We start from the raw sequence: 20,982 nt of genomic DNA on the forward strand, positions 1-20,982 counted from the left end.
TACAAGTCTATCAATACGCTTCTGATGAACGTTTAGTAGAAGCTGCTGCACCCGCTTTAGCTATTATTTTAGTGGGAATTGTCCCCGTGATTTTTCTTAGTTTACGAATTGCGCGATCGCGCCACTGTTAGAATCAAAAACAATAATTAAAATTAACTTTCCTGTAATAATTCAGGATCGGGAAGATTGAGCCAATTTTGTTGCTTTAGATGTTGCCATGCTTTTCTCAAATGATTTGGTTTGAATACTGTGCGTTTGCGATCGCTCCATTCTTGAACTTTAGTAATAACGCGATCGCAATCGAAAGCAATTTCAGGATATTCTTGAGTTATCCAATGAATGGTGGCTAACATTTCCATCCCATAAGGAGTTTCAAAACCTCTAATTAAATGGCCTACTTTTTCCAAACGGTCTTTTGCCTCGGGATGATTAGCCAAAAAGCGATCGGCAGCTTCGAGTCCAGCAGATAAAACATACATCTGAGAATTTTGCGTACCATCTCCATAGCCATTGATAAAATGTCCGTCAATTTTACGAAGAACATGGTTAAGATTATGGGAATAGGGACCAAATTGATGTTTAATATATTTCAGCTTTAAAGGCTCACCTGCAACTTGTAGAAAGTAGGCAAGTTTTTGGATTTCAAGTTTTGTGAGGCGATAACCAGGAATACCATAAAGATCGAGTAAGCTAATAAATAAAGCACACGCAAGAGTTATTTTTGGTTTGGTTTTAGTAGTAGTCATTTTTTCGGCTACTGGTGCGCCAATGGGTTCAAAAATAACAACTTGCACATCAGAGAGTTCAGCCAATGCACTAACAATCATCGCTTTAACTTCTTCCCAATTCAAACCGCCATTACCACAACCAAGAGGAGGAATAGCAATCGATTTTATATTGTATTTTTGAATGGCTGCAAGGAGAGATTTTAAGCCTATTTCGATATCGACAAGTTTGGATTTTCCTCGCCAGTGGTTTTTAGTGGGAAAGTTAATCATATAGCGAGGATTAAAGAGTGTCTCTGTTGTAAAAATAAACATCTCTCCGAGTTTTACTTCTCCGCGATCGCAGGCTTTTTTGTAGGCTCGAAAATTTTCGGGATATGCCCGTTTAAATTGTAAGGCTATCCCTTTCCCCATAACACCGACACAGTTAACGGTATTAACAAGGGCTTCTGTTTTTTCTTCGAGGAGGTTGCCTTTCTTGAATTCAATCATTGGCTTAAGTTAATACAATTATATATTCTAATTGGATTTTCTATTTAGTAGTACCAACTTGATTGAATCGTAACAGAAGGTTGATGTGCAACAGTTTGTAATATTTCTCTAACTTTTGTTTGCATCGTAGAGTTAATCACACCAATCTCCTTAATACAAGTCCAAGGACAGCATTCATAAACCAAAAACTCAGCTTGTCGGCGACGCTTCCTATCTCCATCTTCGTCGGTATCAGACCAATAACGAGCTTCCATAATTTCCCAATCAATTGCCCATTCTAAGCATTCCCAATTATCATAGAATTCTGAGTAACCCATGATTGCGTGACCATCAGTAAAAGTGAAAGGAATTTCCTCATCGAGAATCTCATCTATATCTGTAACAAAATATAAAATGGGTGTCTGTCCATCCGTGTACCCTTTAATATTTCCCTTGTTAAGGGAATATAGCATTGGAGAGCGTGCCGCAAAATAAAAGGGAACATAATCATGTAATGTACCACGCTCCGAACAAGGAACGGAAATGTAGGCACGTCGATCTTGGATAGAAGCATGGGCGATGTCAGTGTAGTCAATTTGTTGGCGTTGTAGCCTATTATTGGCAAGAATTCCGCCGACCCGGATAATAGAAGGCAGATTGCGAATGTGGGTAATATGATAAATATTTGGGAGCAAGAATCGACAAAATTAACGCTAAAGTCCTACATTATCTCACAATATCGTGTCTAATTCAACAGAGCAACAACCTTGGAAAACTCACGATCGCCTTGTCGAAATCAACTCACCTTGGGTCAAATTAATTGGCGATCGCCTGGAAGACAATACCTCGACTATTGGCACGTAGAGAAAGCAGATTCGGCTATTATTCTAATTAATTTGGATCGCAGTTTATTGAAAATGTCGCGTACTCTCGTTGTTAAAATTGGTACCTCCAGCTTGACTCATCCCGATACGGGTCAACTTGCTCTGTCTACCATTGCTTCCTTGATAGAAACCCTGACCCGCTTGCGAAATTCCGGCGATCGCGTTGTCTTGGTATCTTCCGGTGCCGTTGGGGTGGGATGCAGCCGTTTGAACTTAAGCGAGCGCCCGAGAACCATGTCCCGCAAACAAGCGATCGCCGCAGTGGGACAAGGGCGCTTGATGCGGGTTTATGACGATCTATTTACCAGCCTGCAACAACCCATCGCCCAAATCTTATTAACGCGACGGGATTTAATGGAGCGTAGTTGTTATGTGAACGCCTATAACACCTTTAAAGAATTGTTTGAATTGGGAGTTATCCCAATCGTTAACGAAAATGATACAGTCGCCATCGAAGAATTAAAATTTGGCGATAATGACACCCTCTCAGCCCTGGTTGCGAACTTAATCGACGCAGACTGGCTCTTTTTACTCACCGACGTGGAGCGCCTCTATTCTGCCGATCCGAGGGCATTTCCTAACGCTGAACCGATTAATAGCGTGACTGCGGACGAATTGGCAACCCTGCAAGTTGAAGCGGGAACAAAAGGCTCCGGCTGGGGAACCGGAGGGATGGCCACCAAATTAGCCGCCGCTCGCATTGCCACGAATGCAGGAGTTAAAACTGTTATTATGCGAGGGCAACACCCCGGCAATATAGAGAGGATTCTGGCAGGAGAGCGCTTGGGGACTCAATTTGAACCCCAACCCCGCACGGAAACCGCACGCAAACGCTGGATCGCCCACGGTTTAATTACGATGGGTACGCTTTATTTAGATGAGGGAGCCGTCACCGCCATTCGCGATCGCGGTAAATCCTTGCTGGCGGCGGGAATTACCCAAATAGAAGGGAATTTTCCCGCCTCTGAAGCCGTGATGCTCTGCGATAGTCAGAGTCGTAAAATTGCTCGCGGTATTGTTAACTACAGCAGCACAGAACTTCAGCAAATTCAAGGAGTGCGATCGGAACAGATTGCCGCCATTTTAGGTTATGTGGGGGCGGAGACGATCGTGCATCGCGATAATTTAGTTTTGGAGGGATGAGGAATGAATAATGAGTAGCGCGATCGCGCTTCGTCCCAAGTTCGTCCTAAGTCGTATCGCCTATTCTGCCAGCATTTCAAGAGATTTGACCCCTAAAAACAACGGGAGAAAAATAACTTTTACCAAAAAGAGGCGATCGCTCCTCTCAGGGATCGTTGTTCCCCGCTATTCGCAATTCACGAATAGAGAATAGAATAGAGTTAACTGAATGATGAAAACAAATGCTCAAGCCTCAAGATATTGTGGTTTTGCTGAAAGTTCACAGTTTGGGTTCGGCGTGGACTTATGACGAATTGGCGAAAAGTTTAAAAACGAGTTCTTCTGTGGTCTATGGGGCTTTGCAGCGTTGCGAGGAGTGCCATTTGTACCACGCCAAACGAAGAAAGGTTTTGAAAGGAGCCTTAGAGGAGTTTTTGGTGCATGGTTTGCAATATGTATTTCCGGCAAAGGCTGGGGCTTTGGTGCGGGGGGTGCCAACGGCTCATTCTGCGGAACCCTTGAAGGGGTTATTAATGGTCGGCGATGACAGTGCTTATGTGTGGGCTGCCGGGTCGGGCAAGGTGAAAGGTCAAGAAATTACGCCCTTATATCGCTCCGTTCCCGAGGTCGTCGGTGACGATCCTCTCTTTTACGAGTTGCTCTGTCTGGTAGATGGGTTGCGAGTGGGGAAAGTACGAGAAAAAGAATTAGCGGCGATAGAGTTAAAAAAGAAACTTTATGAGCAATCCTCAAATTGATAACTTAGAGAAAGCGGCGGCAATTTTGGCTGCGATACCGGAACGTTTCGTGTTTATCGGCGGGGCAACGATCGCCCTGTACGTGGATGAAATGTTCTGGGATGAACTGCGCCCGACGGTAGATGTAGATTGTGTGGTGGAGATTTCCACGCGGAGCGAGTATTATGCCTTGTCGGAAAAGTTACGGGCTGTGGGGTTGGAAGAAGATGCGGAGCCAGGTGCGCCGATGTGTCGGTGGCGGTATCGGGATTTAATTGTGGATATTATGCCCTACGAGCGGGAGATTTTGGGGTTTAGTAATTCTTGGTATAAAGAGGGATTTCAAAAGGCGATCGATTGTGTTTTACCGAGCGGTCGAACAATTTTGATTTTTCCGCCGCTCTATTTACTGGCCAGTAAAGTGGAGGCTTTTTTAGGTCGAGGTCAAGATTTGCGCTTGTCTAAGGATATTGAGGATATTATTATTTTGTTAGATGGTCGCGAGGTTTTAGAGGAAGAATTCGCTCGCTCAAGGGGAGAGGTTAAGGATTTTCTAGGGTCTTGGTTTCGTGAGAATGGGGAAGATTTACAGGAGGCGATATTAACTTTTGTGCCTTCGTCTAGTGTGGAGCGGCAAGATTTTGTGATTGATTTAATTGAAAGGTTTGGCCGAACTCGGAGCGCCTAATGCTTAGAGAAAGCTAGGCAGAAACGCTGTTCTCATAAGTAAAATACTGCATCGATGAGTGCGGCCAAATCAAGAGGTGCGGGGAGTGATGGCATTGATTCAAGAGCGGGTTGCGTATCGATAACGCTCAAAATTGCCGCAACGTTTACCGCCGTGGTGGTTTTGCCCACTCCCCCTTTACCATTGACGATCGCCAACATTTGCACCATCTTTTTCCCCTTCCTTTCCCCGATCGCTAATTGCTCACTTCAGGAGGAGAAATTTCAGCATTCAATTGCTCAGACATCGTGACGCGATCGCTTCCATGTCTGGCCGATTGAGACAGAGACTCTATTTGCGAAGGTTCGGGTTCAATTATTGCCCCTGTATTAGGGCGATCGGCACTAATCCAACTGATTCCCCCTACAGCCCCAACGACAAGGGCAGTATAGCCAACATAGGTTTGTAACGTGGTTGCAGAAGCGAGGGCGGGTCCGCGCACGTTGATATTTGGAGTATGCCAGGAGGGGACGGCACTGTTTTGGATGGGTTTCGGGAGAGCGTTAACCAGGGTGGTTCCGTCTAAACCGAGAGAATCCCCCAAGCGACGGATAAAACCGCGCAAGTATACATCTTCTGGCAAGCGATCGATCTCACCTTCTTCAATCGCTTTAATATAGAAAACCTGGATCAGGGTTTTACTATAAAGAGCGCCGAAAGAAATTCCCTGAGCAACCCGTGCTTCTTTCAAAGTATGCCCGATTTGCCGACAAACTTTTACTCGCTCTTCTGCCACAATGCGATCGCGTTGTGCTGGCGTTATTTTTTGTTTTTGAGTAAATTTAGAACGACCTTTGGATTTAGATTTAGATTGGGTAGGGGCAGAAGCAACAGGTGCTTTGATTTGGGGTTGAGAGTCTGTCTCCGTTGTCCCTTGAGGAGAAGAGGGCATTTCAGGGTCAACGCACTCCGTTGAATATTCCTCCACAGAGGTTTGAGGATGGCGATCGCCCGGTTTTCCCTTCGTTTTAACGGAAACTACCTTTTTTTTCAAGGTATCGGGAGTAATATGATAATTTTGGGCGATTTGTTGAAAGGTAACGCGAATGGCTTCTCGTCCCAAAGATTGCAGCAGCGATCGCGTTGCTTCTAGGGTTTCTCCAGCAAGATTATCTAATCCTGCCATAACGCGCTGATAAATTTCACTTTGCTCTAGATCGGCTTCAATTTGAGAGAAAACCGATTGGGTTCGGAGTTGAGTTGTAGAATTTACAGTTTGGGAAATTCCACTCGAACAAGTTGCTAATTGTAATTCCATAAGTCTAGCTCTGTAATTCCCGCGTGAAAGATTTTCTTCTTCCTTCAATCCTTTCTTCTAGAGGATCAGGGTCAGTCCGGATTATTTTGTCAGTCCTAGCATTTTTTTGTTCAAAACGCTGTTTCTGTTGAACTAGACAGGCGATCGGCTCTAGAAAATAATTCTTTTCCCGAATCTAAATAAAAAAATAAACCTTAAACCTTACTGAAGATCAAGCTGCTAGAATGAATAGAAAAGAGGAGATGGGGGAGCAAAGAAATCCTTGCTATTTTCTCGCTTATTTCCGATCAAGTTAAATTCGTTTCAGGAAATTTTTTCATGCCTAAAACAGGTAAATTGGCCTACGCTGTAGATCGTGCAACAGGACAATGGAAAGCACTCAGTGGGTGCAGTGCTTCTCAACAAGAAATTGCGGGTTCAGGAGTTTATAGCACCGATCGCTTCACAGAAGAGGAACTTCCTCCTCAAGTCGATCTTCGTCCTTTTATGAGTCCCGTAGAAGACCAAGCTGGAGCAAATAGTTGCACTGCTAATGCAGTTGCAGGAGGATACGAATATATTATGAATCGTTTGGAACAAGAAGTTGATTTCAGTCGCCTTTTTGTTTATTATAATGCCCGCCGACTTGCCCTAGAGTATTTTGGCGAAGATAGCATCAAAGACCAAGGAAGTAGCATTACTTTAGCATTGCTGAGTTTGCAAGATGAAGGGATTTGTCATGAAGAAACTTGGTGTTATGAAGTCACCCATAATGGTAAAGTTAAGAACGTTAATACCGAACCTCATGGGGATGCTTATAACGAGGCACAAGAACTGCTAGAATTTCCCGAGTTCCAATGGGAAATACCAGAACAAGTTCCTATCGATCTTTATGCCATGAAACATTGTTTAGCAGAAGGATATCCCTTCGTATTTGGCCTAACTTTGTTTCGCTCTTTCGATCGCGCTAAAACCCAAGGGCGAGTTATTTTGCCAAATTTAGACAGTGAGGAAGGGCGAGAAGAACATGGCAAACACGCAATGCTTTGCGTAGGATATAAAGACAGTGCAGAAGTATTTGTTGTTCGTAATTCATGGGGGGAAGACTGGGGAGATGAAGGTTATTGTTATATTCCCTATGAATACATGACCAATTCCGATCTCTGCTTTGATTGTTGGAAAATTAAAGGAACAACAGAATTAGACCTCAGTGAAGAAATATGGGTAGATGAAGATGAAGATTTTGATGACGAGTTTTATGATGAAGACGAGGAAGATGATGAAGATGGGACTTGTTATTTAACCCTATTAGAAGCAATTGCTATTATTGCTTTATACGGTGCTGCTGTAGATGGTTTATCGGAAGAAGAAACTGAGTTATTAGTGACACTGTACGATCGCTATGATATTGATGCAGAAGAGTTGCAAGAGAAGATCGACGAACTCCTAGAAATGGGTGGATTTGAGATGCTTTATAATGCAGCAACTCAGGTGATTCTCGCAGAAGATTGTTCTGAAGAAGCCTTCCAAGTTTCCGCCGAATTTGCCATCGCAGACGAACATTTTAGCGAAGAGGAATATCAATATTGGAGTAAATTAGCTGAAGATCTAGAATTAGATGGCGATCGCGCTACCGAAATCTTTAACGAAATTCTTGAAGAATACGATATGGAGCCATTTGAGAGTTTGTTCTAACTCAACAAAACTCCCTCTTCCATAACAATTTATAAGGATAATATAAGGATAAGTTATTAACTGAAACGGAGAGGGAGGGATTCGAACCCTCGTTAACCTTACAGCTAAACAGCATTTCCAGTGCTGCGCCTTCAACCACTCGGCCACCTCTCCAAAGGTTGGTCGCAATTTCCTATTATAGCAAGTCTCGAAAAATTTGACAAGGGGTACATCTCAAGGTTTGCAAAAAAGTTGGTGGTAGGATGGGCAGGGTATATTAATAGAAATTGTTCAGAAAGCGAAAGATTAGACCCAACCCAAACTCATTGCACCCCATTCCCTATATAATCTGGAAAAGATGTGAACAACGTTAAAAGCAGTGCAATGGCTTGGACAACCTCAACCTCGTCCTGCAAGCCACCGCACCCATTAACCGCAAACAGAGGGAATATTGCCGATCTATGCCACAGATAGAAACTAGAACCGAACCCATGATCTTGAACATGGGACCCCACCACCCCTCGACCCACGGCGTTTTGCGCTTGATCGTCACCCTAGACGGCGAAGACGTACTCGACTGCGAACCCGTGATCGGCTATCTCCATCGAGGGATGGAAAAAATTGCTGAGAATCGTACTACTGTTATGTATGTTCCTTATGTGAGTCGCTGGGACTATGCAGCAGGAATGTTCAACGAAGCAATTACCGTCAATGCTCCCGAGCAACTCGCGGATATTGAAGTTCCCAAACGCGCTCAATACATCCGCGTGATTATGCTCGAACTCAACCGCATTGCTAACCATTTGCTCTGGTTGGGACCATTTCTCGCAGATGTTGGCGCACAAACGCCTTTCTTCTATATCTTCAGGGAACGGGAGATAATTTACGATCTGTGGGAAGCGGCTTCGGGATCTCGCTTAATTAATAATAATTATTTCCGCGTCGGTGGCGTTTCTGTAGATTTACCCTATGGTTGGATCGATAAGTGTTTGGATTTTTGTGACTACTTCGAGCCTAAGATTGATGAATACGAAAAATTAATTACAAATAATCCTATCTTTCGCCGTCGAGTAGAAGGAATTGGCACAATTACTCGCGAGGAAGCGATTAACTGGAGTCTGTCAGGACCGATGTTACGTGCTTCTGGGGTAAAGTGGGACTTACGAAAAGTTGACCATTACGAGTGTTACGATGATTTTGATTGGGACGTACAGTGGGAAACGGGAGGTGACTGTTTTGCTCGCTATGTCGTCCGAGTTCGAGAAATGCGCGAATCTGTGAAAATCCTTCGCCAAGCCTGTGCGGGACTTCCAGGGGGTCCTTACGAAAATCTGGAAGCCAAGCGCATTGCTGAAGGGAAAAAGTCAAAATGGAATGACTTTGATTATCAATATGTTGCCAAAAAAGTCGCCCCGACCTTTAAAATTCCGGCTGGAGAACATTATGTTCGTTTAGAAAGCGGTAAAGGTGAATTGGGGGTCTTTATTATTGGTAATAATAATGTGTTCCCGTGGCGATTTAAGATTCGCGCTCCAGATTTTAACAATTTACAGATTTTACCTCGCTTGTTGAAGGGGATGAAAGTGGCTGATATTGTGGTCATTCTCGGTAGTATTGATGTGATTCTGGGGTCTGTCGATCGCTAATTTCCGGCACGAGTTACCCATTCAAGAAGATGAGATGAGAGGAAAATTTTTATCCCTCATCTTTTTCTTTTGCTTTCCATTCTTCAAGTTCTCGTTCAACAGCATATTTAAAATCCATAGGAATTAGGATAATTTCTATGGATTTTTTCTCGTTTTTGTCTGGGTTTACCCGAGCGTAAATGAATTTCCGGTCAAAATTTTCCTTGCCTAACAGTAAAATATAGGGTTGAGAACGGTTTTCAAGGGCGATCGAAACTGTGACAAGAGGCTCTGATAAACCATACTCTTCGAGTTCTTCAGAACGAGCGAGAATCAGGCGATCGCGTTCTCCTTTTGCCAGTAACTCAAGTAAAAAAGAAACGGCTTGATCGTTAGCTGGGGACTCTTCTGGTTCTTTTATCTGCCAAAACTTTGTTTCTTTATCTACCCGTTCAAACACTAATTTTTCTTTCTCTCGTTCAATTGTAAATCCCTGAATATCTTCTTTTCTAAAATCGAAAATCTTTCGTTGTTTTGCTGCTTGTACTTCTTGTTGGGATTTACCAACAACTTCATGTAAATAAACAAAAGTCGTTAAGAAAAGGGCGGTAATTACTAATGCCCAGGTTGTTTTTTGTAATTTCATAGAGATGTAACTCAAAAGCTGTTTTTAAACATACCTATTTTTACCTACTCTAATCCCTTCTCACAAAAAGAGGAGGATTTTAATAGTTTCTCGTTCTCTGGTTATTATATCCACCGTCCGACTACAACTCGCACAGTGCCATCATTGAGAGTTTCTTCTTCTTCTAGGTTAAATCCTTGGTCTTGGACGGCGTTTAAAAGAGTTTTGTGAGCGTATTTTTGTTGAATAGAATTGAGGAATTGTTGGCGATCGAGATTTGCACCCCAAAAATCAGCGACGATATCGTAAGTTTCTCCATTCTGACGAAATCCGATATCGTAGCGATTAGACTGACGAATAACATAATCAGCAGTTGTTGTTTTGCCTTGATATCCACGGATTTCTGCATTGCACTCAACTGAGTACCCTAACTCCTGCAAGACTTGATTGAGGATTTCGCCGTTTTTGATTTGAACTTTAATTGTACTGAAATGAGACATGGCAATTTTCAGGGGTTAAAGATAAATTGGGTTTGGGGGGATGGCGAATCACATTCGCCACGATTAAATCGGTCAGAAAGGGCGCACTACATTCCCTCTGTCAAACTAAGTATAGCCCGATCCGCCAGGGATGGAAATGGATTAGAGTTATCGCGATCGCCCTTGCCCAGCAAAAATCCTTGATAGACCACTAACAGCGATCGCACCGTCCTTTTAAGATAGTTTCATAGCCTTCGACTTGTAAACCTGGAGGGAGATGATTAATTTGCAACACCCCTAAAGCATCCCAATCAAGATCAACAATTGTACCGCAACACTGACAAATAAAATGATGATGGGGAGTAACGCGGGCATCGTAGCGGGTAATGCCTTCATCGAGTAAAACTTCTCGCACCAAACCAACCTCTCGCAATACCGTTAAAGCACTATAAACGCTGGCTTTGGAGGCGATCGGCAACTCGCGGTTAATGTCGGTAAGAATCGCTTCAACCGTCGGATGATCCTCGCGATGAAGAAGATTTGCATAGACAGCAAAACGTTGAGGTGTAATCCTCAAACCCTGTGCTTTCATTTTGACCTTAATCGCCTGCACCTCAATTGCTGCTATTTTATGGTTGCTCATCAGCCTTTCTCCCTTCTTATCAAAGCGGCGATCGCGTACTTCTCGATCGGTATAAGCTCAAGACGTTTTCCCTTCACCATAACACTTTTCTTATCTGGGAATGATTCTGAGAAAGCTAGAAAAAATTTAAAGATAACTCGGCCAAGAAAACCATTAAAATCGGGAAATTCAGGAAATCTACAAATTCATCCCTAATGACTCCCCATCTTTTAATCCGCAGACAAACTCACTTTGTGCTTTGGCGACCAGGTACGATCTCGCCTCCTCCTCAACTCTGGATCGGTCGATTTCAAAACACCAAAACCGATCCCTACCAGGATTTTCGCACCATTGCCCTTGTCCCTAACTCAGAATTTTCAGAATTGTGGGAAATTGCCGCTAAAGACTGCAATCTTGTTGATGGGGAGGTTTATTTTTATTGGTATAAGGTTTATAACACCAACCCCTATGCCTTCACGGGGGAAAATGAGATTCTCTACTGTAGCGATCCCTTGGCCACTACCGTCGATCGCCGAGAAGGTTGCCTTGCGCCGAAACCGCCCGATGTGGGGGGAGTTGCCAGCCAAGATGCGGCGAGTGTTATTCTCTACCAAAATGGGGTATTAATGCCCTGCGATCCGGACGGTCAAACCGTACCTCACAAAAAACAGCACCCCGATCGCCATCTTCCTGCCAATAATCGTCTTGTTATTTACGAACTTCCCACCCGATGGACGAAAAAAGCAGGAGAGGGGATGGAAATGGGGATCGGCACTTTTCGCGATGCGGTGGCCTTATTGGATACTCATTCCACTCCACCGGATTTTCCCGATCTGGAGTCCTTAACATTGGGAATGACTCATTTACTCGAACTGGGTGTCAATGCCCTAGAATTGCTTCCTCCTGCGGATAGCGATGATGTTTGGGAATGGGGCTATGGCACCGCTAATTTTTTAGCGGCTGATTTCCATTTAGGCTTTCCCGATGGCCAAAATACCCCGACTGCTTTAACAGATTTGGCGAAGTTAGTTGATATTTGTCATCAAAATGGCTTGCGATTTTTTATTGATATTGTGATGGCCTTTGCGCGGGGAAATCCCTATGGCAATATTAACTTTCTTGACTTCTTTATTCACTGGAATGGTGGCGACCCAGAACAAGATGGCCGCGATGGTTTTGGGGGGGATTTGCTGAAATATAACTACTGGGTTGAAGGCTATCATCCTATCACGGGACAACGCGATCGCTTCGTTCCCAGTCGGGAATATATGAAGGTTTATATTGCCCATTGGTTGGAACAATATCAAGTCGATGGTTTGCGCTTGGATAGTGTCAATAATATTAATAATTATGACTTTTTGCAGGAATTTAAAGATTTTGCGCGGCAACATTGGCGCGATCGCGGTGGCGAAGGCGATCGCTTTCTCGTGGTGGGAGAAGATTTAAGCGTCCCTCTTTCTTTAATTCAGCAACAGCGTTTAGATGGGTTGTGGAATGAAAGATTTAAGCAGATTCTGCGGCGAGTAATCTTAGGAGAAAATGGCAATGGTGACTCGAGTTTTACCTGGAGTGTTCGCAAACTGATCGATTGTCGCTATCTGGGTTTTAATAATGGCACTCAGGTCATTAATTATATCACTTCCCATGATGTCGGCGGACAGGCAAACGAACGATTCTTTAATTATCTCGTCAATTGCGGCATTTATGACACTGAAAAACGGATCGAACTTGCCTTTGTCTGCTTGCTGACAGCAGTAGGAATTCCTCTCATTTTAGCAGGAGAAGAATTTGCCGACGAACACGATCTTAATATTGCCGACGAACACGAAAATTACAAACAAATCGATCCCGTTAATTACGATCGCCTGCAAGAAGATTGGCGACAGCGCATTTTTACCTATGTTTCTCGTTTAGTCAAGTTTCGTACAACTTCCAATGCCCTCGCATCAGATGATACAGACTTTATTCATGTTGACTATGGGGAAGGGAAAAAAGTCATAGTTTGGCAACGAGGAAAAGGAGAAGATATTGTTCTTATTGTGGCTAATTTTTCCGACTACGGCACTCCCGATCCCTTTGCTAATACTAGCGAATATATTGTCCCGAATTGGCCACAAACTCCCCAAGGAAAATCTTGGCGAGAAATTACCCGCGATCGCCTAGTTTTACCTCAATGGGTAGGACGAGAACCTATTTTCCCTTGGGAGGCAAAAGTTTATACTTTAGTTAATAGTTGAGATGAAATTAAAGAAAAAAATACCTCCCAATTGGGAAAATATTTTGGCAGAGGAGTTCGAGAAATCCTATTTTAAGAAGTTGGAGGAGTTTGTGTTACGGGAGTATGAAACGCAAACAGTGTATCCTCCTCTCGAACAAATTTTCGCAGCTTTTGAGTACACAAATTTTGAAGATGTGAAAGTTTTACTTTTGGGACAAGATCCCTATCATGGAGAAGATCAAGCGCATGGGTTATCTTTTTCCGTGCGATCGGGGGTGAAAATTCCTCCTTCTCTACGAAATATTTTTAAAGAGTTAAACTCCGATATTGGTTGCGATATTCCTCAAGAAGGGTGCTTGACAAAATGGGCAGAACAGGGGATTTTATTGCTTAATGCTGTCTTGACGGTTCGCAAAAAAGAAGCTGCATCTCATACTTCTCAAGGCTGGGAAACATTTACCGATGCTGTCATTCGTAAATTGAGCGATCGCCAAAAACCTTTAGTTTTCTTACTCTGGGGTGGCTATGCTCGCAGGAAGAATAAGTTAATTGACACCAAACGTCATATTATTATTGAATCGGCACACCCCTCCCCTTTGTCAGCAAGGAAATTCTTAGGGACGCGCCCTTTTTCTCAGATCAATGAAGCCTTACAGAAATTAGGCTATGCTCCCATTAATTGGCAATTAAAAAACTAACAACTAACAACTAAGAAGCTATGACAAACTTACTCTTTCATCTTGCTATCCCCATTAATGATATTAGCAAAGCCAAACCCTTTTATGTAGAAGCATTAGGCTGCGAAGTTGGTCGAGAATCCACGCAGGCTTCTATTTTAAACTTTTACGGTCATCAAGTTGTTCTACATACAACCAAAGAACCTCTCCCTCATCAAAATGGAATTTATCCTCGACATTTTGGCTTGATTTTTCTGGAAGAAAAAGACTGGGAAAATGTGCTAGAAAAAGCAAAGAACCATCACTTAACGTTTTATCAAGAACCGAGATTGCGCTTTTCGGGTCAGTTAACCGAACATCGTACTTTCTTTTTAGAAGACCCGTTTTACAATTTATTAGAGTTCAAATTTTATCGTCATTATGAGGCAATTTTTGGCGGTCGAGAAGTTGCTGAGGTTGGCGATCGCTAATTCAGTATTTATACTTCTTTACATATTCTTTACACGAGAAAAAACTGTCAGTAGGGTTTCGATTCATTAAATTACATTAAGGAGCGAATGGCTTCAAGTAAACCCCGTGCTTTATTGAGGGTTTCTTCATATTCGTTTTCCGGGATAGAATCAGCCACTAAACCCGCCCCAGCTTGAACGGAAACGAGGTGGCGATCGCTGCTTTGGGGACGAACTACCATTGTGCGAATGGCGATCGCGCTATTGAGTTGTCCGCTAAAGTCGTAGTAGCCATAAACTCCCGAATAAACCCCCCGTCGTTCTGGTTCCAGTTCGTGTAGGATTTCCATAGCGCGAATTTTCGGCGCACCGCTTACAGTTCCAGCCGGAAAGGTCGCTTGCAGTAAGTCCCAAACTGTTTTCTCGTCCTGCAATTCACCAATAACATTACTAACAATGTGCATGACATGGGAATAGCGTTCTACGATCATCAGTTCGTCTACCGTTACACTACCGCTAACACAGACTCGCCCCAGATCGTTGCGCCCGAGATCGACTAACATCACGTGTTCCGCGCATTCTTTCGGGTCTTTAAGGAGGTCTTCTTCCAAGGCTTTATCTTCAGCGAAAGTTTGTCCGCGTTTGCGAGTCCCGGCGATCGGTCGAACAGTAGCGCGAGTTATCCCCTCGGGGAGTTTTTCCGCTTTCACCATGACTTCGGGACTCGAACCGATGATTTGCCAATCCCCGAAGTTAAAGTAGGCCATATAAGGAGAAGGGTTAACTAGGCGCAGGGAACGATAAAGACTAAAGGGAGAACCTGTATAAGCAGCAGATAGACGTTGAGAAATAACCACTTGAAAGATATCTCCCGCCCGAATATATTCCTTCGCTTTTTCGACATTCGCACAATACTGTTCTTTGCTGGTATTGCTCTCATAAAGCGGATCGGTATTTTGGCTCTGAGGATACCATTCTAATTGTGTCGCTTCGACGGGAAGAGGAAGTTTGAGTTTGAGAAGTAGGGACGTAACGCGATCGCAGGCTGATTGATAGGCGCTTTTGAGGTCGGTTTGGGGCGATCGCAGGTCTGCATAGGCGATCGCCCAAATTTTCCGCTTCACTTGATCGAAAACAATTAAACTATCGAAGTGCAACCAGATGCCATCGGGAAGATCCCCTGCTTGAAGAGGATAGATGGGGACTCGCGGTTCGATCCAGTTAATCAGTTCGTAACCCCAAAAGCCAAATAAACCACCAATACCGGGAGGAAGTTGGGGTAAATTGGCGGGCTGATAGGGTTCTAAGCATTCTGCCAAAATATGGAAAGGATTGCCGGTAAAGGTATTGATGCTTCCATCTCGGTGAGTTTGGGTGGTGCGATCGCCTCTCGCTTCTAAAATCCATGCTGGATCGCTGGCTAACCAACTATAGCGTCCCAGATTTTCCCCCCCCTCTACAGACTCAAGCAAAATATTATAGGGTTGTCCTGCACAGACCTTATACCAAGCAGAAACAGGAGTTTCGAGGTCAGCTACCCATTCTTGATAGACGGGGACAAAGTTACCTTGTTTGGCAAGTTCGCTGAATTGGGAAAAATCTGGAAAAATCATTGGGCAATGAAAGATGGAGGACTGAACTATGCTTTATTATCCGTGGAGGTCGGTGTATTAGCTTGCCTATTTTATCTTTTTCTCTCAATTCGGCGATCGCTTTGCGTAAATTTGCGGTTGAATTGCGCGATCGCACAGTCCATGTTATTCTGGATCACAAGAGGAGTGCGATCGACACAACAAAAAAGTGATATTTTCTAGAACACAAAGAATTCTTATCCGACAAGTTCATCATTTCCTTAAAAAAGTCCAGAGAAATATAAAGAGTTAATCAAGAAGTAATTTTACGGTTGCATTTTCCAGAAGCAACCCTTATTGTTATAGATAAGCGCAAGGACAAGTTCCTAACCGGGTGTTCCAAAAGCATCTCCGTCAGACAAAAAACAAATAAACATATTTGAGTCGGGGGAAGCGGGATTTTAACAAGCTGTAAACCCATAAACCACAGAACCTAAATCGCGCTATCCCCATTCTTCAAGAAACTAAACTAACTCTTCTAGCAATATCGAGGTACTAATCATGACTGTTCAATCTACTCTCTTCTCCAAAATCACCAAAGCGGCGATCGCTCTTCCTCTCGTTGTTGCTGGTATGGCTCTCAATGTTGGCTCTGCTGAAGCCGGAGGATTTGCGGGCAGTTTCCAAATTAGTAACGAAAACGTTAAGCTCAACTTATCTAGCGGCTATCTTGATTTCGTTGATAGTCTCTACACCAACGTTAATACAATGGGCATTGATAATGACTTAGCTGAAGTAGAAATTGTCAATGGCACGGGAACTTTTGCCAACTATCAAAGTGCATTTCTTAAGGATTTGAGTATGCCATTAGTTGGAGAAGTTCAGTCCTTTATAGACCTAAGTACAAACAAAACCTACTCCGATCGTCTTAGTGACTGGGTTGTTGCTGGGAATTTTGGGGCTCCAGTTCCTCTAAAAGGTGTTGCTGACGGGAATGATACTTTCAACCTGACTAAGATTACTGGTTTTGAATATTCTGACGCAGGCGGAATCAGTGGCTCCACTTCTTTCAACTTCTTCTTTGACGGTATGTTCTTGGGTAATAACTACGAAACTACAGCAGGAAAAGGAGTCTTAACCTTCCAAGTTGCAGGTTTGACTGCTTTACAGGTCACATCCCTTCTCGAAAGCGATCCTCAAGGAAAATTAAAAGGCTTGACCTTCTCTGGCGCGGCTGTCACTGTTGAGGGCGTTCCCGAACCTGCTACCATCTTAGGTTTATTAGCAATTAGCGGACTTGCTGGTACTTCCATCCGCAAGCGCAAAGCTGCTGACGCTTAAGAACCTATCTATCGCCTCTAAATAGCGATTGTAAAACTAAGAAACCTAACTTTTTCAAAAAAGTTAGGTTTCTTTAATTTTCAACTTAAATTTTCAACTTAAATTTTCAACTTCTGTTACAATTTTCTTTTACTTTACATTCCTAGACAGACAACAGTAAATGTCTATAGAATGATGGGAAAATTGTCAACCCTTAAGAGACACTTTTCAAAGTGGCACATACTTGTAAAAGGCAGAATCGAGAAATCGACATAATTAGCTTGTGTGTGAGGAAAAGCAACAACGAGAAAAGAATCTGGGGTCGAAACACGGCAAGACTCCCAACATCTTTTTAAGTTGAAGTGATGAGTGAGTGACAGGGAGCGACCTCGATTGGGGTCGCTTCCTCATTTGTGAGTTTATTTGTGAATAAATCACTTTAGATAAATCTTTTGATCTCCTTATATTTCTGTTGATGGAAATCATTATTATCATTCTTTCTGGATTGTTATCGGCGATCGCCCCGACAGGATTTGCTCTTGATACCATTATTGAAAGCAACCTTCGTTCTCGTTTTGCCGAAGCAGAAGTCATCAAAGTTCGCATCGATAATACTCCCACTCATCAACTCCTGTCCGGAAAAGTCGATCGCCTGCGAATTGCCACTCGCGGTATTGAACCCACCGCAGGATTGCGAATTGCCGTTTTTGAACTGGAAACCGATCCCCTCAGCATCAATATAGATCGCCTGCAACGCGACACTAAAAATTTTCGTCGCTCCTTTCGTCAACCGGTACAAGGGGCAGTTCGCCTCGTTCTGACGGAAGAAGACCTCAATACAGCTTTTTCCTCCCCCCTCTTTGCCAATCGCCTGCAACAGGCTGTAGAACGCATTGCTGCTAGTATTCCAGGTGGCGATCGCCAAAAATATCAATTAGAAGATTTGCAAATAGATTTTAGAGAAGGGGATACTTCCGAAGCCACCTTGGGCGATCGCCTCCAAATGCAAGTTACTTTAAGCGGAACCGAAACCAATAGCCAAGAAATTAACCGCGTGAAACTCCAGATCGAAACTGGACTAGAAATTGGCAACAGACAGAATTTAAAACTGGTAAAACCCGAAATTCTGCTCAACGATCGCCCCCTGCCCCCCATTTTTGCTGATATTGTCGAGGATACCCTCGGAGAGCGTCTCAATTGGCAAAATTTAGACACATCCGGAATAGTCCTGCGCCTCCTACAATTAGAAATAGAAAGCGATCGCCTCGAATTAGCCGCTTATATTCGCATCGAGCCGGAAAATCTCCCCTCCGCTCCTGAAGAATAGACAACAATAGCGAATAATAGAATACGAATTGGTAGAAGGAGGATTTCATGCAAAACCAACAACAGCACAACTCAACCCGATTTTCCCTCGCGACCATCGCGATCGCCCTAATTGCCAGCGCGATCGCCTCGGGGTGTCAAGGTGATGACACACAAACAACTTCTTCTCCTCCTCCTAAGACATCTCCAACCCCCACAGAAACAACGCAACCGCCAGAAACCCCCACAACACAAGAACCCGTTGCCAGCGCCCCCAATAAGCCAGAAGATGCCAAAGAACAAACCCTAGAAATTTATTGGTTTGATGCTCAAAGCAGCGATATTGAAATAGTTTCTAGCACCGTCGATATTGAGGTTAAGACTGACAGTTCGCCAGAAGCCATTCTCGAAAATGCCATGCAGCAATTGCTTGCAGGTCCCCAAAGCGATCGCCATGCTACCACCATCCCAGAAGGCACAAAATTGCGAAATGTGACGCTCAAATCTGATGGAGTCCATGTCAATCTCTCTGAAGAATTTTCCCTCGGAGGAGGCACCGCTTCCATGACCGGACGAGTGGCTCAAATCCTTTACACGGCAACCAGTTTAAATCCTGATGGCAAAGTCTGGCTAGAAATGGAAGGAGAACCCATAGAAGTCTTGGGAGGAGAAGGTCTTTTACTCGATCAGCCCTTAACCCGCCAAAGTTTTGAAGCTGACTTCGATCTTTAACTGGTGACTGGTGACTGAATCACTGAATCAGGCTTTCCATTCGCGAGACTAAAATCGCGAAATTCTTGGGCTTGCTGCTCAATGCGAGCCGCAAGACGATGGCAAACTAAATTACATAATTCGTAAATTAACGGATCTTCGACCCAGTAATAAGCAGATGTTCCCACAGTGCGGCGACTGAGAATACCGGCTTGCAACATCACCTTCAAATGCTTTGAGACATTGGCCTGACTGGTTTGCGTCGCTTCAACCAATTCCTGTACGCACTTTTCCCCATCACGCAGAAAAGTCAAAATTCGTAAGCGCATGGGTTCGCTGAGAATACTGAAGTAGTCAGCTAATTGCTGTACGACTTCCTGCGATACGGATTGGGTAAGTTCCATAAACCTCAAGCAAAAATGTCGATCTCCGAATTCTAACAGTCTTTCTCAGATAATGACAATGATAGCAAACACCGATATTTGATTTTTGCCTTTCCTCAAGGGGTTAGTCGGGTTTGACGCGCATGAGAACTTGACCATACTCTACTGGTTCTGAATTTTCCACCATAATCTCCATAACCTGCCCTGATACCTCAGCTTCAATTTCATTCATGAGCTTCATCGCCTCAATAATACAAACAGTTTGCCCGATATTGACGCGATCGCCGATCGCAATAAATGGCGATTCGTCTGGGGCAGGAGAGCGATAAAATGTTCCCACCATAGGCGAGGTAATTTCTACCCAGCCAGGATCCACAGTGAGTGGGGGAGTAGAATCCATAACAAGAGGAGAGGGGGGAGGTAGTTTAGACAAAGAAGGAGAAGTTGGGGTTGTCAATGTTCCAGCCGATTCAGGAGAACTAACAGTGGATAAGGAACTCGTCCCTTTTTTCACCGTTAGTTCAAACTCCTCGCTCTTCAAACTTAGTTCGACAATATCTGTCTGGGCGATCGCCGCTAATAATTCGCGGACTTGTTGAAAATCAATAGACACCGATTGCAAATCCCAATAGCGTGTGCGGATTAAGTTACCAGTTACCAGTTACCAGTTACCAGTTACCAGTTACCAGTTACCAGTTACCAGTTATCATCACTGTTTCCTGTTCCCTGAGTTACGACTTACTTCTTTCGATGTAAGAATCATTGCGGGTGTCAATTTTAATCTTTTCTCCCACAGAAATAAAGAGTGGCACCATAACCTGCGCTCCAGTTTCCACGATCGCCGGCTTTGTTCCTCCTGTTGCTGTATCCCCTTTAACCCCTGGATCGGTTTCAGTGACTTCTAAAACAACAGTGTTGGGAAGTTCAACTTCTAAAACTCGTTCTCCCCACATAACGATATTGACTTCCATTTCTTCTTTAAGGTATTTGATGCGATCGCCCACGGAATCGGGATTCAAGCGCATTTCCTCATAAGATTCCATATCCATGAAAACCAGATCGTCACCGTCTTTATAGGTGTATTGCTTGGTTCTTTTTTCGAGAATCGCTTGGGGAACAGTTTCTCCGGCTCGAAAGGTTTTGTCTACTGTATTTCCCGTTTGCACGTTTTTCAGTTTGGTTCGCACAAACGCCGAACCCTTTCCTGGTTTAACATGGAGAAATTCAGTAACGCGCCAAACCGAGCCATCTAACTCAATCGTTACGCCAGTTCTAAAATCATTACTCGAAATCATCGAAAAATTGGGTAGAAACCCCGTCCTGATAGGACGGCTTTATATTAGTTTCGCTACCGCCTTGGAGTTGTTTAATTAGGGTGCTTTTGTATTGCACTTTTAACAGGACAATTACTGTATCTAAT

General features: G+C 43.7%; 23 protein-coding genes, 1 tRNA gene and 1 pseudogene. 13 read left to right on the forward strand and 12 right to left on the reverse strand.

Annotated elements, in window-relative coordinates; translation table 11 throughout:
* Positions 1–152: 152 nt before the first annotated feature.
* Both JUI58_RS13175 and JUI58_RS13180 read right to left on the reverse strand, forming a co-directional pair.
* On the reverse strand, positions 153–1,217 hold the full coding sequence (locus JUI58_RS13175) for a macro domain-containing protein (RefSeq protein ID WP_204104257.1): 1,065 nt from the start codon (positions 1,215–1,217) through the stop codon (positions 153–155).
* A 44-nt stretch (positions 1,218–1,261) separates the two neighbouring features.
* A complete protein-coding gene (locus JUI58_RS13180) occupies positions 1,262–1,891 on the reverse strand; it encodes a DUF4433 domain-containing protein (protein ID WP_204104258.1) in 630 nt (209 codons plus the stop codon).
* A 46-nt stretch (positions 1,892–1,937) separates the two neighbouring features.
* Between JUI58_RS13180 and JUI58_RS27035 the strand changes: the two genes are divergently transcribed.
* From JUI58_RS27035 to JUI58_RS13195, 4 genes are all read left to right on the forward strand, one after another.
* Positions 1,938–2,060, forward strand: a complete 123-nt coding sequence (locus JUI58_RS27035; protein WP_275414352.1) for a hypothetical protein — start codon at positions 1,938–1,940, stop codon at positions 2,058–2,060.
* Between the two features lie 53 nt (positions 2,061–2,113).
* The gene (gene proB / locus JUI58_RS13185; protein ID WP_204104277.1) at positions 2,114–3,223 is read left to right on the forward strand and encodes a glutamate 5-kinase; all 1,110 of its coding nucleotides are present in this window, start codon (positions 2,114–2,116) and stop codon (positions 3,221–3,223) included.
* Positions 3,224–3,444: 221 nt separating this feature from the next.
* Positions 3,445–3,960, forward strand: coding sequence for a hypothetical protein (locus JUI58_RS13190; protein WP_204104259.1), 516 nt, complete (start codon positions 3,445–3,447; stop codon positions 3,958–3,960).
* Positions 3,941–4,627: a nucleotidyl transferase AbiEii/AbiGii toxin family protein gene (locus JUI58_RS13195; protein WP_204104260.1), complete on the forward strand. Its 687-nt coding sequence runs from the start codon at positions 3,941–3,943 to the stop codon at positions 4,625–4,627. The genes JUI58_RS13190 and JUI58_RS13195 overlap by 20 nt, the downstream gene beginning before the upstream one ends.
* Positions 4,628–4,671: 44 nt before the next feature.
* Here the strand turns inward: JUI58_RS13195 and JUI58_RS27040 are convergent.
* Together JUI58_RS27040 and JUI58_RS13205 are read right to left on the reverse strand one after the other, a co-directional pair.
* Positions 4,672–4,836 (reverse strand): annotated as a pseudogene (locus tag JUI58_RS27040) (AAA family ATPase); the annotation flags it as partial.
* Between the two features lie 26 nt (positions 4,837–4,862).
* The gene (locus JUI58_RS13205; RefSeq protein WP_204104262.1) at positions 4,863–5,924 is read right to left on the reverse strand and encodes a helix-turn-helix domain-containing protein; all 1,062 of its coding nucleotides are present in this window, start codon (positions 5,922–5,924) and stop codon (positions 4,863–4,865) included.
* Positions 5,925–6,242: 318 nt separating this feature from the next.
* On the opposite strand from JUI58_RS13205, the gene JUI58_RS13210 reads away from it, so the two are divergent.
* The gene (locus tag JUI58_RS13210; protein ID WP_204104263.1) at positions 6,243–7,598 is read left to right on the forward strand and encodes a C1 family peptidase; all 1,356 of its coding nucleotides are present in this window, start codon (positions 6,243–6,245) and stop codon (positions 7,596–7,598) included.
* 66 nt (positions 7,599–7,664) lie between these two features.
* Here JUI58_RS13210 and JUI58_RS13215 read toward each other — a convergent pair.
* Positions 7,665–7,751 (reverse strand) — tRNA-Ser (locus tag JUI58_RS13215).
* A 287-nt stretch (positions 7,752–8,038) separates the two neighbouring features.
* Between JUI58_RS13215 and JUI58_RS13220 the strand changes: the two genes are divergently transcribed.
* Positions 8,039–9,223, forward strand: a complete 1,185-nt coding sequence (locus JUI58_RS13220; protein WP_204104278.1) for an NAD(P)H-quinone oxidoreductase subunit H — start codon at positions 8,039–8,041, stop codon at positions 9,221–9,223.
* A 49-nt stretch (positions 9,224–9,272) separates the two neighbouring features.
* Here JUI58_RS13220 and JUI58_RS13225 read toward each other — a convergent pair whose 3' ends face one another.
* From JUI58_RS13225 to JUI58_RS13235, 3 genes are all read right to left on the reverse strand, one after another.
* Positions 9,273–9,848: a DUF4340 domain-containing protein gene (locus JUI58_RS13225; RefSeq protein WP_204104264.1), complete on the reverse strand. Its 576-nt coding sequence runs from the start codon at positions 9,846–9,848 to the stop codon at positions 9,273–9,275.
* Between the two features lie 104 nt (positions 9,849–9,952).
* Positions 9,953–10,327, reverse strand: coding sequence for a DUF1257 domain-containing protein (locus JUI58_RS13230; protein ID WP_204104265.1), 375 nt, complete (start codon positions 10,325–10,327; stop codon positions 9,953–9,955).
* 190 nt (positions 10,328–10,517) lie between these two features.
* Positions 10,518–10,949, reverse strand: coding sequence for a Fur family transcriptional regulator (locus tag JUI58_RS13235; protein WP_239121455.1), 432 nt, complete (start codon positions 10,947–10,949; stop codon positions 10,518–10,520).
* Positions 10,950–11,143: 194 nt separating this feature from the next.
* Between JUI58_RS13235 and JUI58_RS13240 the strand changes: the two genes are divergently transcribed.
* From JUI58_RS13240 to JUI58_RS13250, 3 genes are read left to right on the forward strand one after another with little or no spacing between them, the layout of a single operon-like run.
* Positions 11,144–13,165 carry an alpha-amylase family glycosyl hydrolase gene (locus tag JUI58_RS13240; protein ID WP_204104266.1) on the forward strand — a complete coding sequence of 674 codons (2,022 nt, stop codon included), beginning with the start codon at positions 11,144–11,146 and terminating at the stop codon, positions 13,163–13,165.
* Position 13,166: 1 nt separating this feature from the next.
* The gene (locus JUI58_RS13245; protein WP_204104267.1) at positions 13,167–13,844 is read left to right on the forward strand and encodes a uracil-DNA glycosylase; all 678 of its coding nucleotides are present in this window, start codon (positions 13,167–13,169) and stop codon (positions 13,842–13,844) included.
* Positions 13,845–13,864: 20 nt separating this feature from the next.
* Positions 13,865–14,293 carry a VOC family protein gene (locus tag JUI58_RS13250; RefSeq protein WP_204104268.1) on the forward strand — a complete coding sequence of 143 codons (429 nt, stop codon included), beginning with the start codon at positions 13,865–13,867 and terminating at the stop codon, positions 14,291–14,293.
* Positions 14,294–14,364: 71 nt separating this feature from the next.
* On the opposite strand, the gene trpE is transcribed toward JUI58_RS13250, so the two are convergent.
* Positions 14,365–15,885, reverse strand: a complete 1,521-nt coding sequence (trpE, locus tag JUI58_RS13255) for an anthranilate synthase component I (RefSeq protein WP_204104269.1) — start codon at positions 15,883–15,885, stop codon at positions 14,365–14,367.
* Positions 15,886–15,891: 6 nt separating this feature from the next.
* Between trpE and JUI58_RS13260 the strand changes: the two genes are divergently transcribed.
* From JUI58_RS13260 to JUI58_RS13275, 4 genes are all read left to right on the forward strand, one after another.
* Positions 15,892–16,086 (forward strand): hypothetical protein, encoded by a 195-nt coding sequence (locus tag JUI58_RS13260; RefSeq protein WP_204104270.1) that lies wholly within the window; start codon positions 15,892–15,894, stop codon positions 16,084–16,086.
* Between the two features lie 318 nt (positions 16,087–16,404).
* Positions 16,405–17,184: a PEP-CTERM sorting domain-containing protein gene (locus JUI58_RS13265; protein ID WP_204104271.1), complete on the forward strand. Its 780-nt coding sequence runs from the start codon at positions 16,405–16,407 to the stop codon at positions 17,182–17,184.
* Between the two features lie 454 nt (positions 17,185–17,638).
* The gene (locus JUI58_RS13270; protein ID WP_204104272.1) at positions 17,639–18,490 is read left to right on the forward strand and encodes a DUF2993 domain-containing protein; all 852 of its coding nucleotides are present in this window, start codon (positions 17,639–17,641) and stop codon (positions 18,488–18,490) included.
* A 47-nt stretch (positions 18,491–18,537) separates the two neighbouring features.
* Entirely contained in the window at positions 18,538–19,200 is a 663-nt protein-coding gene (locus tag JUI58_RS13275; RefSeq protein WP_204104273.1) for a GerMN domain-containing protein, read from the forward strand.
* On the opposite strand, the gene JUI58_RS13280 is transcribed toward JUI58_RS13275, so the two are convergent.
* From JUI58_RS13280 to efp, 3 genes are all read right to left on the reverse strand, one after another.
* Positions 19,197–19,583, reverse strand: a complete 387-nt coding sequence (locus tag JUI58_RS13280) for a metalloregulator ArsR/SmtB family transcription factor (protein ID WP_204104274.1) — start codon at positions 19,581–19,583, stop codon at positions 19,197–19,199. The two genes, JUI58_RS13275 and JUI58_RS13280, sit on opposite strands and share 4 nt — an antisense overlap.
* Before the next feature lie 103 nt (positions 19,584–19,686).
* Positions 19,687–20,175, reverse strand: coding sequence for an acetyl-CoA carboxylase biotin carboxyl carrier protein (gene accB / locus JUI58_RS13285; RefSeq protein WP_204104275.1), 489 nt, complete (start codon positions 20,173–20,175; stop codon positions 19,687–19,689).
* A gap of 118 nt (positions 20,176–20,293) precedes the next feature.
* Entirely contained in the window at positions 20,294–20,857 is a 564-nt protein-coding gene (gene efp, locus JUI58_RS13290; RefSeq protein WP_204104276.1) for an elongation factor P, read from the reverse strand.
* Positions 20,858–20,982 lie beyond the last annotated feature (125 nt).

This window comes from Spirulina sp. CCY15215 (assembly GCF_016888125.1).
GTDB lineage: Bacteria > Cyanobacteriota > Cyanobacteriia > Cyanobacteriales > Spirulinaceae > CCY15215.

Coding starts and splice junctions, on each gene's coding strand:
- JUI58_RS13175 (WP_204104257.1), bottom strand. CDS start 1,217: ATGATTGAATTCAAGAAAGGCAACCTCCTCGAAGAAAAAACAGAAGCC.
- proB (WP_204104277.1), top strand. CDS start 2,114: ATGTCGCGTACTCTCGTTGTTAAAATTGGTACCTCCAGCTTGACTCAT.
- JUI58_RS13190 (WP_204104259.1), top strand. CDS start 3,445: ATGCTCAAGCCTCAAGATATTGTGGTTTTGCTGAAAGTTCACAGTTTG.
- JUI58_RS13195 (WP_204104260.1), top strand. CDS start 3,941: ATGAGCAATCCTCAAATTGATAACTTAGAGAAAGCGGCGGCAATTTTG.
- JUI58_RS13205 (WP_204104262.1), bottom strand. CDS start 5,924: ATGGAATTACAATTAGCAACTTGTTCGAGTGGAATTTCCCAAACTGTA.
- JUI58_RS13210 (WP_204104263.1), top strand. CDS start 6,243: ATGCCTAAAACAGGTAAATTGGCCTACGCTGTAGATCGTGCAACAGGA.
- JUI58_RS13220 (WP_204104278.1), top strand. CDS start 8,039: ATGCCACAGATAGAAACTAGAACCGAACCCATGATCTTGAACATGGGA.
- JUI58_RS13225 (WP_204104264.1), bottom strand. CDS start 9,848: ATGAAATTACAAAAAACAACCTGGGCATTAGTAATTACCGCCCTTTTC.
- JUI58_RS13230 (WP_204104265.1), bottom strand. CDS start 10,327: ATGTCTCATTTCAGTACAATTAAAGTTCAAATCAAAAACGGCGAAATC.
- JUI58_RS13235 (WP_239121455.1), bottom strand. CDS start 10,949: ATGAGCAACCATAAAATAGCAGCAATTGAGGTGCAGGCGATTAAGGTC.
- JUI58_RS13240 (WP_204104266.1), top strand. CDS start 11,144: ATGACTCCCCATCTTTTAATCCGCAGACAAACTCACTTTGTGCTTTGG.
- JUI58_RS13245 (WP_204104267.1), top strand. CDS start 13,167: ATGAAATTAAAGAAAAAAATACCTCCCAATTGGGAAAATATTTTGGCA.
- JUI58_RS13250 (WP_204104268.1), top strand. CDS start 13,865: ATGACAAACTTACTCTTTCATCTTGCTATCCCCATTAATGATATTAGC.
- trpE (WP_204104269.1), bottom strand. CDS start 15,885: ATGATTTTTCCAGATTTTTCCCAATTCAGCGAACTTGCCAAACAAGGT.
- JUI58_RS13260 (WP_204104270.1), top strand. CDS start 15,892: ATGAAAGATGGAGGACTGAACTATGCTTTATTATCCGTGGAGGTCGGT.
- JUI58_RS13265 (WP_204104271.1), top strand. CDS start 16,405: ATGACTGTTCAATCTACTCTCTTCTCCAAAATCACCAAAGCGGCGATC.
- JUI58_RS13270 (WP_204104272.1), top strand. CDS start 17,639: ATGGAAATCATTATTATCATTCTTTCTGGATTGTTATCGGCGATCGCC.
- JUI58_RS13275 (WP_204104273.1), top strand. CDS start 18,538: ATGCAAAACCAACAACAGCACAACTCAACCCGATTTTCCCTCGCGACC.
- JUI58_RS13280 (WP_204104274.1), bottom strand. CDS start 19,583: ATGGAACTTACCCAATCCGTATCGCAGGAAGTCGTACAGCAATTAGCT.
- efp (WP_204104276.1), bottom strand. CDS start 20,857: ATGATTTCGAGTAATGATTTTAGAACTGGCGTAACGATTGAGTTAGAT.